Origin of the sequence: Jejuibacter sp. L23 (assembly GCF_050815825.1) — a bacterium.
Lineage (GTDB): Bacteria > Pseudomonadota > Gammaproteobacteria > Enterobacterales > Enterobacteriaceae > Jejubacter > Jejubacter calystegiae.
The window spans coordinates 1,683,668-1,698,162 of the sequence record NZ_CP138199.1 but is presented as its reverse complement, the minus strand read 5'-3'; the positions used below and the strand labels follow the sequence as shown (position 1 = coordinate 1,698,162).

12 protein-coding genes are annotated in these 14,495 nt (G+C 60.5%); 10 read left to right on the top strand and 2 right to left on the bottom strand.

Features of this window, described 5'->3' with window-relative positions; translation table 11 throughout:
• The first annotated feature begins 38 nt into the window (after positions 1-38).
• Genes SCU88_RS07750 through SCU88_RS07735 form a run of 4 tightly spaced genes read left to right on the top strand, consistent with a single transcriptional unit; the run spans position 39 to position 4,613 of the window.
• Complete coding sequence (locus tag SCU88_RS07750) at positions 39-545, top strand: MarR family winged helix-turn-helix transcriptional regulator (protein ID WP_168198799.1); 507 nt, start codon at positions 39-41, stop codon at positions 543-545.
• Entirely contained in the window at positions 529-1,905 is a 1,377-nt protein-coding gene (locus SCU88_RS07745; RefSeq protein ID WP_175339677.1) for a c-type cytochrome, read from the top strand. The genes SCU88_RS07750 and SCU88_RS07745 overlap by 17 nt, the downstream gene beginning before the upstream one ends.
• A gap of 7 nt (positions 1,906-1,912) precedes the next feature.
• The gene (locus SCU88_RS07740; RefSeq protein ID WP_138096436.1) at positions 1,913-2,365 is read left to right on the top strand and encodes a (2Fe-2S)-binding protein; all 453 of its coding nucleotides are present in this window, start codon (positions 1,913-1,915) and stop codon (positions 2,363-2,365) included.
• 1 nt (position 2,366) lies between these two features.
• The gene (locus tag SCU88_RS07735) at positions 2,367-4,613 is read left to right on the top strand and encodes a molybdopterin cofactor-binding domain-containing protein (RefSeq protein ID WP_175339676.1); all 2,247 of its coding nucleotides are present in this window, start codon (positions 2,367-2,369) and stop codon (positions 4,611-4,613) included.
• 57 nt (positions 4,614-4,670) lie between these two features.
• On the opposite strand, the gene SCU88_RS07730 is transcribed toward SCU88_RS07735, so the two are convergent.
• Positions 4,671-4,877 carry a DUF2517 family protein gene (locus tag SCU88_RS07730; RefSeq protein WP_138096434.1) on the bottom strand — a complete coding sequence of 69 codons (207 nt, stop codon included), beginning with the start codon at positions 4,875-4,877 and terminating at the stop codon, positions 4,671-4,673.
• A gap of 307 nt (positions 4,878-5,184) precedes the next feature.
• On the opposite strand from SCU88_RS07730, the gene kdpF reads away from it, so the two are divergent.
• From kdpF to kdpE, 6 genes are read left to right on the top strand one after another with little or no spacing between them, the layout of a single operon-like run.
• Complete coding sequence (gene kdpF / locus SCU88_RS07725) at positions 5,185-5,274, top strand: K(+)-transporting ATPase subunit F (RefSeq protein WP_138096433.1); 90 nt, start codon at positions 5,185-5,187, stop codon at positions 5,272-5,274.
• A complete protein-coding gene (gene kdpA / locus SCU88_RS07720) occupies positions 5,274-6,977 on the top strand; it encodes a potassium-transporting ATPase subunit KdpA (RefSeq protein WP_175339675.1) in 1,704 nt (567 codons plus the stop codon). The genes kdpF and kdpA overlap by 1 nt, the downstream gene beginning before the upstream one ends.
• Positions 6,974-9,016 (top strand): potassium-transporting ATPase subunit KdpB, encoded by a 2,043-nt coding sequence (gene kdpB, locus SCU88_RS07715; RefSeq protein ID WP_175339674.1) that lies wholly within the window; start codon positions 6,974-6,976, stop codon positions 9,014-9,016. Before kdpA ends, kdpB begins: the two co-directional genes overlap by 4 nt.
• A 12-nt stretch (positions 9,017-9,028) precedes the next feature.
• The gene (gene kdpC / locus SCU88_RS07710) at positions 9,029-9,595 is read left to right on the top strand and encodes a potassium-transporting ATPase subunit KdpC (protein ID WP_175339673.1); all 567 of its coding nucleotides are present in this window, start codon (positions 9,029-9,031) and stop codon (positions 9,593-9,595) included.
• Positions 9,595-12,288: a two-component system sensor histidine kinase KdpD gene (kdpD, locus tag SCU88_RS07705; RefSeq protein ID WP_175339672.1), complete on the top strand. Its 2,694-nt coding sequence runs from the start codon at positions 9,595-9,597 to the stop codon at positions 12,286-12,288. Before kdpC ends, kdpD begins: the two co-directional genes overlap by 1 nt.
• Positions 12,285-12,959 carry a two-component system response regulator KdpE gene (kdpE, locus tag SCU88_RS07700; protein ID WP_175339671.1) on the top strand — a complete coding sequence of 225 codons (675 nt, stop codon included), beginning with the start codon at positions 12,285-12,287 and terminating at the stop codon, positions 12,957-12,959. The genes kdpD and kdpE overlap by 4 nt, the downstream gene beginning before the upstream one ends.
• Here the strand turns inward: kdpE and SCU88_RS07695 are convergent.
• Entirely contained in the window at positions 12,941-14,443 is a 1,503-nt protein-coding gene (locus tag SCU88_RS07695; RefSeq protein ID WP_175339670.1) for a tryptophan 7-halogenase, read from the bottom strand. The two genes, kdpE and SCU88_RS07695, sit on opposite strands and share 19 nt — an antisense overlap.
• Between the last annotated feature and the right edge of the window lie 52 nt (positions 14,444-14,495).

Genomic DNA, 14,495 nt, shown 5'->3' with positions numbered 1-14,495 from the left:
GCATGTGCAAACAAATTATTAAGTCGATGAGAGGCGTTATGGCAAAGCAGCAGCAGGCAAGGGCCTTCCCGCTGGGGATTCATCTGGATGTCACCACCCGCCTGTGGCGTACCGCCATTGAGCGTGCACTCCCCTTTACCCATATCAACCGACCGCACTGGCTGGCGCTGAGTGCCATTGAAGAACTGGGCGACGGCTGCAATTTGAAAGCCATCGTCGGTCATCTGAATAGCGAAGTCTCCACCATCTCCCGGGCTCTGAAGTTTCTGGAACAGAATCAGCTGATCGTTCGCAGTAGCGGCGGCAAGGATCGCCGGGAAAAAGGCGTCTGTTTGACATCAGACGGCCGCGCTGTTCTGGCCCGACTCGACAGGGAAGCCGAACGCGTACGCCAGCAGCTGCTGGCAGAGATTCCGGCGGACGATCTCGACACCTTCTATCGGGTGCTCGGCGCCATCAAAGGCAATGCACTGACGCTTATCTACGGCCAGGCCGTACCCGAGGAGTTCCGTACTGCGGAGACCAGCGATGAGAAGAAAGGCTAAGTTGCTGACCTGCCTGCTCCTGCTCGCCGTCACGCTATCTGTCCGGGCAGAGCTTTCCCGTGAAGATAAGCAAGCGCTGATACACGGCGAATACCTGGCAAAAGCCGCCGACTGTGCCGGATGCCACCGGGGCAGTGAACCCGGCGCAGCCCCATACAGCGGCGGGCTGGCGATAGCAACACCGATGGGCGCCATCTTCTCTACCAATATCACGCCTTCCATACGCTACGGCATTGGCGCATGGAGCGAAGCCGAATTCCGTCAGGCGCTCACCGAAGGCCGCCGTCGGGACGGCGCCCTGCTCTGGCCCGCCATGCCATACAGCGCTTATAGCGGGATGTCTGAATCCGACCTCCATGCGCTGTGGATCTACTTTCGTTACGGCGTTGCGCCGGTAGAGCACTCTGCCCCCGAAACCCGGCTGGACTTTCCCTTCAACTGGCGTGGCGTGATGTGGATATGGAATCAGCGCTACCTGAAAGTCCCTGTCCCCATCGCCCCTGTCGTCACGCCAGAACAAAAGCGCGGCTATTACCTGGTCGAAGTGCTGGGCCACTGCTCCGCCTGTCATTCACCGCGTGACGCGCTACAGGGTGAAGTCAGCGACCATCGCTTCTCCGGCGCCAGCGTGGCCGGCTGGCACGCGCCCAATATCACGGCGGACCCCATCAGCGGCATCGGCGACTGGCGCGACGACGAACTTATGAACTACCTGCGCCACGGCCACGCCCCCGGCAAAGGCAGCGCCTCCGGAGGAATGGCGGAAGCCGTCAGCTACAGCCTGCGCTGGCTTAATGACGACGACCTGCGGGCGATGGTGAGCTATCTGCGCCTGATCCCGGCCCAACACGATGCCCGGGACCGGCAAGCCGCCTGGCGCTACGCCGGTAACGCCGATGCCCCCCTTAGCGCAAGCAGCCGGGCTGGTGAAACGCTGTGGAGGAGCGCCTGCACCATCTGCCACCGCGATGACGGTGCAGGATCCATGGAGGGTCGCTTCCCGACGCTGCGCCATAACACCACCAGCGGCGCCAACCGACCGGATAATCTGGTGATGACCATTCTGGAAGGCACCCGACGCCAGAACGGTCAGGCGGAAAGCGTTATGCCTGCTTTTGGTCACAAGCTGAATGACCAGCAGATCGCCGATTTAACCAACTACGTCCGCACCCGCTTCGGCCAGGGCGACCAGGCGCAACCGGTCAGCGCCGCCTTTGTTGCCCAACAGCGTGCAGGCGGAGAAAAACCGCTGCTGCTGCGTGCGCTCCCCTGGCTGACAGGGGGCATCGTCGCACTGGTCATCCTGATTACCGGCGGATGGCTGTGGCGCAGGACACAACGGGCCAGGGATCATCAGTGAGGTCAGCATGAAATTTATTCTGAATGGAAACGCCGTTAACTTCCAGGGTGAAACCGATACACCACTGTTATGGGTGATTCGGGAACATTTCCGGCTTACCGGCAGCAAGTTCGGCTGCGGTATTGGCGCCTGCGGAGCCTGTACCGTGCAGGTAGATGGCAAGGCGGTACGATCGTGCTGCTATCCGTTACGCCTGGTGGAAGGCTGCCACGTGGTCACCATCGAAGGACTGGGGGCGGAACGCCGTCATCCGGTGCAGCAGGCGTGGATTGACGAAGACGTTCCGCAGTGCGGTTACTGCCAGTCTGGCATGATTATGGCCGTCAGCGCCGCTCTGGCCCAGAAACCGCGACCAACAGAACAGCAGCTCATCCGCCAGATTAGCAACCTGTGCCGCTGTGCCACCTATCACCGCATTCGCGCTGCGGTTAAGCGTCTGACTCAGGAACCGGAGGTATAAGATGGCCCTTACCCGTCGCGAACTGCTGAAATACGGCGCCGCCGGTACCCTGTCGCTACTGCTGCCCATTGGCATCGGCGCCCGGGCCGCCGTGGTTTCTCAGGCTGCCACGCCGCCTGAACTGAACGAAATCAACGACTGGATCTGGGTTAGCCCCGATAATCAGGTCGTTATCGGCGTCTCTCAGTGTGAGGTCGGCCAGGGCATCTATACCGGTCTTGCCAGCGTGGTCGCCGCTGAAATGGATGCCGACTGGGAGCAGGTTAGCGTCCGTTTCGTCACCGGCCGTGACGCCTACCGGCAATCTTCCGGCGGAGAGCCTTTTCCTCAGCAGTTTGTCGCCGCATCAACCTCTATGACCCAGTTCTGGGAGCGTACCCGACTGGCTGGCGCCCAGGCTCGCGATCTGTTTATTCGCGCTGCGGCGCGTTACTGGCAGGTCGATGCCGCCACGCTGCGTACCCATAAGGCTGAGGTGCTGGACGACGCGCACCGGCGTCGGGTCACTTACGGGCAACTGATTCCACTGACCCGGGAACTGACGCTAAATCCCCGACCTCATTTGAAAAACCGCAGTGAAGAGCAGCAGACCGGTATGATCGGTACCGCCCTTTCCCGAGTCGATACGCCAGAAAAAGTGGACGGATCGGCACTCTTCGGTATCGACATCGCGCTCCCGGAGATGCTAACAGCCGTGCCCTGGATGGGCCCTTCGCTCAACGGCAAAGTAGGCGCCCTGCGCAACGAAACTGAGATTCGCGCCATGCCCGGCGTGGTGGATCTGATACTCAGCCGTCACTGGTCGACCATGAATATGGTAAAACGGGATCCGGACCTCTCCCCCAACACCGTACTGGTGGTGGCGAAAAGCTTCTGGCAGGCGAAAAAAGCGGCCGAAAAGCTGGATGTGGCGTGGATCTACAGCGAAAAAGACAACTTTTCCAGCCAGACCCTGAATGAGGATAACCAGCGGGCGCTGAACCGTAATCAACCGATTATCGCCACTGACCGCGGCGATGCGCCTGGCGCTATTGCTGCGGCCAGAGCGAGCGCATGCTACCACGAGGCGCGCTATCAAACCGAATATGTCACCCATGCCACCCTGGAGCCCTGTAACGGTACCAGCCTGGTTGAATCGGATCGGATCACGGTATGGGGGCCGTTTCAGGGACAGGATCTGACGCGTATCGTGCTGGCAAAAATGTTTGGTCTGAAACCGGAAGATGTCACGCTGAATAATACCCTACTCGGCGGCAGCTACGGACGGAAATATCTGCCCGATGCCGTGATGCATGCAGCGACGGCCTCGAAGGCGACCGGAAAACCGGTAAAGGTGATCTATCCCCGGGCTATCGATATTCGCCACGGCTATTACCGCCCCGGCGAACTGGCTCACTACCAGGCGGTCCTGAAGCCGGATGGCTACCCCCAGGCGCTACGCGCCCACTGCGTGGGGCACGGCCTGTTCGCCCAGCTGCATCAGCACCGGGTGGAAGAGCTCGGCGGCTGGGATGAAACCATGGTGGAGTGCCTGTACAACACTCGCTACTCCATTCCCGAGCTGCGGGTGGAAAATACCCTGGTACCACAGCCCATCTCACTGAGTTTTTTGCGCGGCGTTGGCAGTGTCGCCAGCCTGTTCTGCCTGGAAAGTTTTATCAGCGAACTGAGTGATAAAGCGGGCATTGATGAATATCAGTATCGCTACAACCTGTTGCATGAGGCGCCAGAGATGCAACGCGTCCTGAAAGCCACGGCAGACGCAGCCAACTGGTCGACGCCGCTGCCGGACAACCACTATCGCGGTCTGGCGGTTAATATCTGGGTGGCGCGCGACGAGGCTTTCGTCAGCTATGTGGCACTGGCGCTGGAAATTGCGGTTAACGGCAGCGACTACCAGGTCACGCGAGCGGTGTGCGGTATCGACTGCGGAAAAGTCATTAATCCCAACCTGATCCGCTGCAATATTGAGGGGGGAATCGGCTTTGCGCTGACCGGCGCCTGGTACAGCCATCTGCACTTTGAACAGGGCGGCGTGGTAGAAAGCAATTTTGATGATTACGGACTGCTGCAACTGCATGAAATGCCGGAGATTGAGGTGGTTATTCTGGAAAGCGATCGTCCGCCTCAGGGATGTGGCGAGGCCTCTACCGCCGTTGTGGCACCTGCGCTGGCCAGCGCGTTACGCAAAGCAACCGGTCGCCCGTGGCGTGAGTTGCCGCTACCGCGGCGGTTAAGCTCAACATAAGAAACACATTGATGATAAAACCCGTACGCCCATACAGCCACCGGCTGACGTTAATGATTAATAAAAATCGTGAGCAGCCAGTTCCGCCTGCTCCATCCATACCGGCTTGTCGCTGGTCTTCGACCAGTAGCGATGCAGCCAGCTATAGAAGCGGGCGCGATCTTTCCACAACAGCATTGCAGGCAGCGCCAGCAATCCAACAAGCACCGCCAGGGTACGTCGCAACAGAATTTTCCACACGGGATAACGTTTATACAGCGCCATTTTCCCTCCTCAATGAGCTGGCCGGGCGGAACGCCCGTATAAAAACGAAATGGTAACTGAGGAAAATAATACCGCGCCGGCTGAAAATTTACTACTCATCCGACCAGATAATCGTGCTGTTTTGCCGCTTATGCCGCTCAAAACGGTAATTTAGTTACAGAATAGTTAAAATAATACTAACTATAAGTAAATTCGCACCCGCCTGTTTTTATAGTTTTTTTACACGCCCCGCCCCGATTTTTGCACCTTCTTTGCGGCGTAACTCCTACTCTCACGGCACACCATAAAAAGCCACGGGAGGTGGAAGATGAGTCTGGGTGTTATTGCCGGCGTGATGCTGGTTCTGTTACTGCTGGGCTACCTGTTTTACGCCCTGATTAACGCGGAGGCATTCTGATGGCCGCCTCCGGATTGTTACTGATAGTTGGCTTTCTGGTGGTGCTGTTCGCTCTGGCACGACCATTGGGCCTGCTGCTGGCCCGGCTGATTGACGGGGAGCCGCTGCCGGTACTGGGAGCCATTGAGCGCCCACTCTGGCGGCTACTGGGCGATACTGACCGCGAAATGGACTGGCGCCGTTACCTGCTGGCGCTCCTGCTGTTTAACGGACTCGGGCTGGGACTGCTGTTCGCCATCCTGCTCGCCCAGGGCTCGCTGCCCCTGAATCCGCAGCATCTGGCGGGTCTGAGCTGGGATCTGGCCCTGAACACCGCCGTCAGTTTTGTCACCAATACCAACTGGCAAGCCTATGCGGGGGAAATCAGCCTGAGCGCCTTTAGCCAGATGGCGGGCCTTGCGGTACAGAACTTCCTGTCGGCTGCGACCGGCATCGCGGTGGCTTTCGCGCTCATTCGTGGACTGACCCGACGTAACGCCAGTGCGCTTGGCAACGCCTGGCGCGATCTGGTTCGCGTGACGCTGTGGGTCCTGTTGCCCATCGCGCTGATCATTGCGCTGGTCTTTATTCAACAGGGCGTCCCGCAAAATTTTTCCGCTTCGCAGCCCATAACCACCCTGGAAGGCCTGAAACAGATGCTGCCGATGGGGCCCGTCGCCTCTCAGGAAGCCATTAAAATGCTGGGCACCAACGGCGGCGGCTTCTTTAACGCCAACTCGGCCCATCCTTTCGAGAACCCCACGGCGCTGACCAACGCCATTCAGATGCTGGCCATTTTCCTGATACCCGCCGCGCTCTGTTTCGCCTTTGGCGAACAGTGCAACGATCGCCGCCAGGGGCGCACGTTGCTGTGGGCGATGACACTTATCTTCGCACTGTGCGCCGCTCTGGTGATGTGGAGCGAAGTTCAGGGTAACCCGCATCTGCTGGCGCTGGGCGCTGACAGTAGCCTGAATATGGAAGGCAAAGAGAGTCGCTTCGGCATCCTGGCCAGCAGCCTGTTCGCCACCGTCACTACCGCCGCCTCCTGCGGTGCGGTCAACGCCATGCACGACTCCTTTACCGCCCTGGGCGGCATGATCCCCATGTGGCTGATGCAGATTGGTGAAGTGGTGTTCGGCGGCGTCGGTTCTGGCCTGTACGGTATGCTGCTGTTTGTGCTGCTGGCGGTTTTTATCGCCGGATTAATGATTGGCCGCACCCCGGAATATCTGGGCAAGAAAATCGATGTCCCGGAGATGAAAATGACTGCGCTGGCAATTCTGGTCACCCCGGCCCTGGTGCTGGCGGGCAGCGCCCTGGCCATGATGACCGATGCCGGTCGCAGCGCCATGCTGAATCCCGGCCCTCACGGCTTCAGCGAAGTGCTCTACGCCCTGTCTTCGGCCTCAAACAATAACGGTAGCGCCTTCGCGGGTTTGAGCGCCAATACGCCGTTCTGGAACCTGCTGCTGGCGCTCTGCATGCTGCTGGGGCGCTTCGCCGTTATCGCGCCGGTGCTGGCAATTGCTGGCTCGCTGGCCCGCAAGCAGGCTCAGCCTGCCTCACCGGGGACCCTGCCCACTCACGGCCCCCTGTTTATTGGCTTGCTTATCGGCACTGTCCTGCTGGTAGGCGCCCTGACCTTTATTCCCGCCCTCGCCCTTGGGCCAGTGGCTGAACATCTTGCTCTACTGCACGACCTTCCGGAGAAACAGCTATGAGTCGTAAACAACTGGCGCTGCTGGAACCGGCGCTAACCCGCCAGGCCATCAAAGAGGCCCTGGTTAAACTGAATCCGGCCCTGCAGTGGCGCAACCCGGTGATGTTTGTGGTCTGGGTGGGAAGTCTGCTGACCACCCTACTGGCCGTCGCCATGGCAGCCGGACGCCTGCCCGGCGATGCGATCTTCACCGGCGCTATCAGCCTGTGGCTGTGGTTTACCGTGCTGTTCGCCAATATGGCCGAAGCGCTGGCGGAAGGACGCAGTAAAGCTCAGGCCAGCGCCCTGCGCGGCGTAAAAAAAACCGCCTTTGCAAAACGGCTACAGGCGCCCCGGCGCGATGCCGCTATCGATCATATCCCCTCGGCCGATCTGCGTAAGGGCGATGTGGTACTGGTGGAAGCCGGAGATATCATTCCCTGCGATGGCGAAGCGATAGCCGGTGGCGCCTCGGTGGATGAAAGCGCCATTACCGGCGAATCGGCACCGGTGATCCGAGAATCCGGCGGCGATTTCGCCTCGGTCACCGGCGGAACCCGCATTCTGTCGGACTGGCTGGTGATTCAGTGTAGCGTTAATCCGGGCGAAACCTTTCTCGACCGGATGATCGCCATGGTGGAAGGCGCCCAGCGTCGTAAAACCCCTAACGAAATCGCACTCACCATTCTGCTGGTGGCGCTGACCATTATTTTCCTGCTGGCGACCGCCACTCTGTGGCCCTTCTCGCTCTATGGCGGCACCGCGGTCAGCGTTACCGTGCTGGTGGCGCTGCTGGTTTGCCTGATCCCCACCACTATTGGCGGCCTGCTGTCGGCCATTGGGGTTGCCGGGATGAGCCGGATGCTGGGCGCCAACGTCATCGCCACCAGCGGACGGGCAGTAGAAGCCGCCGGGGATGTCGATGTGCTGCTGTTGGATAAAACCGGCACCATCACCCTGGGTAACCGCCAGGCCAGCGAATTTCTGCCAGCGCCTGGCGTGGAAGAGCGGGTCCTGGCCGATGCCGCCCAGCTTGCCTCGCTGGCGGACGAAACGCCGGAAGGGCGCAGCATTGTGGTGCTGGCCAAACAGCGCTTCAATCTGCGCGAGCGCGACCTGCAGAGCCTGCAGGCCACCTTCGTGCCCTTTACCGCCAGCACCCGTATGAGCGGCATCAACCTGCACAATCGCCTGATTCGTAAAGGCTCGGTGGATGCGATTCGCCGCCATATTGAAGCCAACGGCGGCCAGTTTCCGGGAGCTGTGGACAGCCTGGTTGAACAGGTGGCGCGTCTGGGCAGTACGCCGCTGCTGGTGGCCGAAGGCAACCAGGTTCTGGGGGTGATTGCCCTGAAAGATATCGTCAAGGGCGGTATTAAAGAGCGCTTCGCCCGGCTGAGGCAGATGGGCATCAAAACCGTGATGATCACCGGTGATAACAGCCTGACTGCCGCCGCCATCGCAGCTGAAGCCGGTGTCGATGACTTCCTGGCCGAAGCCACGCCGGAAGCGAAACTGGCGCTGATTCGCCAGTATCAGGCCGAAGGTCGACTGGTCGCCATGACCGGAGACGGCACCAACGACGCCCCCGCGCTGGCCCAGGCCGATGTGGCCGTGGCAATGAACTCCGGCACCCAGGCGGCCAAAGAGGCCGGTAATATGGTGGATCTTGACTCGAACCCCACCAAGCTTATCGAGGTGGTGCATATCGGCAAACAGATGCTGATGACCCGGGGATCCCTGACCACCTTTAGTATCGCCAATGACGTGGCAAAATATTTCGCCATCATCCCGGCGGCCTTTACCGTCACTTATCCGCAACTGAACGCTCTGAATGTGATGCACCTGCACTCCCCCGCTTCGGCGATCCTGAGCGCGGTGATCTTCAATGCGTTGATCATCATCTTTCTGATCCCGCTGGCGTTGAAGGGGGTGAGCTACCGGCCGCTGAGCGCCGCGGCCATGCTGCGCCGCAATCTTTGGCTCTACGGTCTGGGCGGACTGATCGCGCCCTTTATCGGTATCAAGCTTATCGACCTGCTGCTCACCCCCCTGCTTTAAGAGGACTCTCACATGGCTATTTTACGTCCCGCTATAATGACACTGCTGTTACTGACCATCGTAACCGGCGGGCTCTATCCGCTGGCGACCACGCTGCTCGGTCAGTGGTGGTTTCCCGCCCAGGCGGGCGGATCGCTGATAACCCGGGATGGCGAGGTGCGCGGTTCAGCGCTTATCGGTCAGCCATTCCATCAGGCCCGCTACTTTCAGGGGCGCCCCTCTGCGGGCAGCAGCGATCCCATGGCTTCAGGCGGCAGCAATCTGGCGCCGGGGAATCCCGAACTGGATAAACAGTTTGCAGAACGCATCGCGGCGCTACGGGCCGCTAACCCGGAGTCCAGCCGTCAGGTGCCGGTGGAACTGCTCACCGCGTCCGGGAGTGGCCTGGATGGACAGCTGAGCCCCGCCGCCGTAGCGTGGCAGATTCCGCGCGTCGCCAGAGAACGTGGCCTGACGGCTGAGCAACTCAGCCGCCTGGTGGCGGCGAACACCGAAACACCGCTTCCCGGCTTCCCCGGCCTGCCGGTGGTCAATATACTGAAGCTTAATCTGGCGCTGGACGCACTCAGGAGTAAGTAATGACAGAGGAACCCGGACGCCCCGATCCCGACAGGCTGCTGCAACAGGCGCAGCCCGGGCGTCGCGGTCGGCTGAAAATCTTCTTTGGCGCCTGCGCCGGGGTGGGCAAAACCTGGTCGATGCTTCAGGCAGCCCGCCGCCTGCGCGACGAAGGGCTGGATATTCTGGTGGGGGTAGTGGAAACCCACGGCCGTAAAGAGACCGCGGCCCTGGTGGAAGGGCTACCGGTTTTGCCCCCCAGGCGCATTCACCATCGGGATCGCACCCTGTGGGAGTTCGATCTCGACGCCGCGCTGGCCCGGGCTCCGGCCCTGATTCTGATGGATGAACTGGCCCACAGTAACGCTCCCGGCTCGCGTCATCCCCGACGCTGGCAGGATGTGGAAGAGCTGCTCGAAGCCGGGATCGATGTATTTACCACCGTTAACGTACAGCACCTGGAAAGCCTGAATGACGTGGTCAGCGGCGTTACCAGCATCCGGGTACGGGAGACCGTGCCGGATCCGATCTTCGACGGTGCCGACGAGGTGGTCCTGGTGGATCTGCCGCCGGACGATCTGCGCCAGCGCCTGCGGGAAGGCAAGGTTTATATCGCCGATCAGGCCGAACGGGCCATTGAAAACTTCTTCCGTAAGGGGAACCTGATCGCCCTGCGCGAGCTGGCGCTGCGCCGTACCGCTGACCGGGTAGATGAACAGATGCGCGCCTGGCGCGACCGTCAGGGCCAGGAGAAGGTGTGGCACACCCGCGACGCCATTCTGCTGTGTATCGGCAGCAGCGACGGCAATGAAAAGCTGGTGCGCACCGCCGCACGCCTGGCAGCCAAACTCGGCAGCGCCTGGCACGCGGTCTATGTCGAGACGCCACATCTGCATCGCCTGCCGGAACACCAGCGACGCGCCATTCTGCGGGCATTGCGCCTGGCCCAGGAGCTGGGCGCGGAAACCGCGACCCTTTCCGATCCGGAAGAGGAAAAAGCGGTAGTACGCTATGCCCGTCAGCATAATCTGGGCAAGATCCTGATTGGCCGCCGCAACGCTCACCGCCGCCCCGCCTGGCTGCGGCGTAGCTTTGCCGATCGTTTGGCTATGCGCGCACCGGATCTCGACCTGGTGGTGGTGGCGCTGGAAGAGTCCCCCCGAGCCGCCCTCCCCCGCTCGCCGGATCCGCGCAGCTTTGCGGAAAAATGGCGGGCACAGCTCCGCGGCTGTCTGGTGGCCGTTGCCCTGTGCGCGTTGATTACCCTGGTCGCCAGCCACTGGCTTGCCGGTTTCGATGCCGCAAACCTGGTCATGCTCTATCTGCTGGGCGTGGTGGTGGTGGCGCTGTTTTACGGACGCTGGCCTTCGGTGCTGGCCACCTTTATCAACGTTCTGAGTTTCGATCTCTTTTTTATCGCCCCTCAGGGAACGCTGGCGGTCTCCGACGTTCAGTACCTGTTAACCTTTGCGGTCATGCTAAGCGTGGGGCTGGTGATTGGTAATCTGACCGCGGGCGTGCGCTACCAGGCTCGGGTGGCCCGCTACCGCGAGCAGCGTACCCGCCATCTGTATGAGATTTCCAAAGCGCTGGCGATGACCCGTACCCCGGGAGAGATCGCCGCCACCAGCGCCCATTTTCTCAGCAGCAGCTTTGCCGCCCGTAGCCAGTTACTCACCCCGGATGATCAGGGGCGACTCCAGCCGCGCCACGGCGGTGATGGCATTAGCCACTGGGACGAAGCCATCGCCCGCTGGAGTTTCGAAAAGGGGCAACCGGCCGGTGCCGGGACCGACACGCTTCCCGGCGTTCCCTACCAGATTCTGCCTCTACGGGCGGCAGGCATCAGCCTGGGCGTGCTTATCATCGAACCCGCCAGCCCGCGCCAGTTGATGATTCCGGAACAGCAGCGGCTGCTGGAAACCTTCACGCTGTTGGTCACTAATGCGCTGGAGCGTCTGGCATTGAGCGCCAGAGAAGCCCAGGCGCGGCTGGCTTCCGAACGTGAACAGGTCCGCAATTCGCTGCTGGCCGCGCTTTCCCACGATCTGCGTACGCCGCTGACCGTGCTGTTCGGCCAGGCGGAAATTCTGACCCTGGACCTGGCCACTGAAGGCTCAAAACATGCCCCTCAGGCCAGCGAAATTCGTCAGCAGGTGCTGAACACCACCCGTCTGGTCAATAATCTGCTGGATATGGCGCGTATCCAGTCTGGCGGCTTTAATCTGAAGCGCGAGTGGCTGACCCTGGAAGAGGTGGTGGGTAGCGCGCTGCAGATGTCGCAACTGGCTATTGGCTGCCGACATATCGATGTCGAACTGGCGGACCCTCTCAGTTTGATCCACGTAGATGGCCCGCTGTTCGAACGGGTACTGATTAACCTGCTGGAAAATGCGACCAAATACGCAGGCCCCGATGCGCAGATCGGTATTCACGCCACCCGTCATCCGGATACCCTGACGCTGGAGGTCCGGGACAACGGGCCCGGGATTCCCCACGGGCAGGAACAGGCGATTTTTGATAAATTCGCCAGAGGAACCAAAGAGTCGGCCATTCCTGGCGTGGGGCTGGGCCTGGCTATCTGTCAGGCGATTGTCAGCGTCCATGACGGCACCATCTATGCGGAAAACCGCCCTCAGGGAGGCGCCAGTTTTCACTTAGAGTTGCCCCAGGAGCCCGCGCCGACGCTGGATGAACTGAGTGAGGCACTGTGATTAATCTGCTGGTTGTGGAAGATGAAAAAGCCATTCGCCGCTTTCTGCGCAGCGCGCTGGAAGATGAAGGGATACGGGTTCATGAAGCAGAGACGCTGCAGCGCGGTCTGATCGAGGCCGCTACCCGTAAGCCGGAATTGGTGATTCTGGACCTCGGCCTGCCGGACGGCGACGGAGTCGATTTTATTCGCGAAGTCCGCCAGTGGAGCGCCATGCCCATTATTGTACTGTCGGCACGCAGCGACGAGCAGGACAAGATCGCGGCGCTGGACGCCGGGGCCGACGACTATCTGTGCAAGCCCTTCGGCATTGGCGAGCTTCAGGCGCGCCTGCGGGTGGCGCTACGCCGCTGCGGTGGCGAGCAGCCCGCACCGGTCTGGCAGTTTACCGATATCCGCGTCGATCTGGCCGCCAGGCGTATCACCCGCGGCGATGCGGAGATTCACCTGACCCCCATCGAATTCCGGCTGCTGGCGACATTGCTGAATAACGAAGGCAAGGTACTCACCCAGCGCCAGTTGCTTAATCAGGTGTGGGGCCCTAACGCCGTGGAACACAGCCACTATCTGCGCATCTATATGGGGCACCTGCGCCAGAAGCTGGAGCAGGACCCGGCGCGCCCGCGCCATCTGCTGACCGAAACCGGTATCGGTTACCGGTTTATCTCCTGATGCCGTTCGGCGGCAAAATTCAGCGCCTGCTGACGTTTTTCTGCCGGTAGCGCCAGCAGATCCATCTGTCCTGCCCGTGGCGGCACCACCCCCAGCGGCGCCGCCACAAACATCCAGTTGATGGCGTGGAAAATACCGCGCCAGCCGTTGATGGCGTAGCTTTCCACATCCAGCAGGCGCGGCGTGCGCTCCTGCCAGCACTCACGCAGCGCGCGATAGCTTTCCGGATAAGGCGACTCAGATACCGCCTGCCACAGCGGCGTGTCGCGACGGGTGTTGTCGTAGTGCATCCGCAGGAAGTCGCGAATCCCCAGCCAGGACTGGAAGTTAGCCTGGTTAAATTCGCGGATCGTTTTATCAGAAATAATCCCCTGGCTGTGCACCAGTACCCGCTCAAAGCTGTACAACTGCTCCAGCATCTGACCAATAGAAGTGGCTTCCAGCGGCTCGACAAAACCGCTGGACAGACCCAATGCCATGACGTTGCCGACCCACACCTCTTCAAAGCAGCCGGGATCGAAACACAGAGTTTTATGGGGCGTGATGGCATAGCCCAGCCGCTGTTCGATCTCGGCAATTGCCTGCTGTTCGGAGATATGCTTGCTGCTAAAGACATAGCCAGCCCCCACCCTGTCGATCAGCGGGATCTGCCACATCCAGCCTGCATCCATGGTGATAGCCCGGGTCACCAGCATCGGGTTTTCATGGGGATGCGGCATATAAAAGGGAATGGCGGAATCCATCAGCAGGTAGTCGCTGAACGAGTGCCACTTGCCGCCCATGCTCTTGCCCAACACCTTGCGCGACAGGCCGCTGGCGTCGATCAGGAAATCAACGTCTATAGTGCGATTATCGGCGCAGCGCAGCATACGGGCATGGCCCTGCTGGTCGAAAACCACCTCTTCCACCACCGTATCCAGATGCATCACCCCACGCGACAGCGCCACCTTTTTCAGGTAGGTCGCCAGTTTGTAGCTGTCGAAGTGGAAGGAAGGAACAATATCCCCACCGTTGGCTTTCAGTAGCGCACTAGCCTGGTCCTGGGGCGTATTGGCTTTAATCAGCGGGCTGGCCGCCAGATAGCTTTCCAGCGGGATGTTCTGACCGATCATGGCCGAAAGGCAGGGATAGAAACCGCGCTCGCTCCAGCGTGAAACCGGCGTCTCCTGGGAGGCGAACAGGTGATAAAAGCGGTCGTCTTCGCCGCCGGTTCGCCAGCCTTCATAGCTGAATCCCCACTTCCATGCAGCACCGGTTTCGCGAACGAACTCATCGATATCAATCTGGTAGCGTTGCAGGGCGTTGATGAAATTAAGTAATCCGCCTTCCCCCACGCCGACAATGCCGATCGAAGAGGATTCAATGACCTGAATGTCCACCTTCGGGCTAAACAGCCTGCGCAGGGCAATGGCCGCGAACCAGCCAGCGGTTCCCCCACCAAGCACCACAATACGTTGGGGGGCGGGGCTACGTAAGTTCAGCATCTTATCTCTCCTTGAGAAAACGCCTTGGGATTATTCCTGGCCCCAGAAAATA

Excerpts from the sequence above, each read along its gene's own strand:
- kdpA (WP_175339675.1), top strand. The coding sequence starts at position 5,274 with ATGGCCGCCTCCGGATTGTTACTGATAGTTGGCTTTCTGGTGGTGCTG.
- SCU88_RS07695 (WP_175339670.1), bottom strand. The coding sequence starts at position 14,443 with ATGCTGAACTTACGTAGCCCCGCCCCCCAACGTATTGTGGTGCTTGGT.
- kdpF (WP_138096433.1), top strand. The coding sequence starts at position 5,185 with ATGAGTCTGGGTGTTATTGCCGGCGTGATGCTGGTTCTGTTACTGCTG.
- SCU88_RS07735 (WP_175339676.1), top strand. The coding sequence starts at position 2,367 with ATGGCCCTTACCCGTCGCGAACTGCTGAAATACGGCGCCGCCGGTACC.
- kdpC (WP_175339673.1), top strand. The coding sequence starts at position 9,029 with ATGGCTATTTTACGTCCCGCTATAATGACACTGCTGTTACTGACCATC.
- SCU88_RS07745 (WP_175339677.1), top strand. The coding sequence starts at position 529 with ATGAGAAGAAAGGCTAAGTTGCTGACCTGCCTGCTCCTGCTCGCCGTC.
- kdpB (WP_175339674.1), top strand. The coding sequence starts at position 6,974 with ATGAGTCGTAAACAACTGGCGCTGCTGGAACCGGCGCTAACCCGCCAG.
- kdpD (WP_175339672.1), top strand. The coding sequence starts at position 9,595 with ATGACAGAGGAACCCGGACGCCCCGATCCCGACAGGCTGCTGCAACAG.
- SCU88_RS07750 (WP_168198799.1), top strand. The coding sequence starts at position 39 with ATGGCAAAGCAGCAGCAGGCAAGGGCCTTCCCGCTGGGGATTCATCTG.
- SCU88_RS07730 (WP_138096434.1), bottom strand. The coding sequence starts at position 4,877 with ATGGCGCTGTATAAACGTTATCCCGTGTGGAAAATTCTGTTGCGACGT.
- SCU88_RS07740 (WP_138096436.1), top strand. The coding sequence starts at position 1,913 with ATGAAATTTATTCTGAATGGAAACGCCGTTAACTTCCAGGGTGAAACC.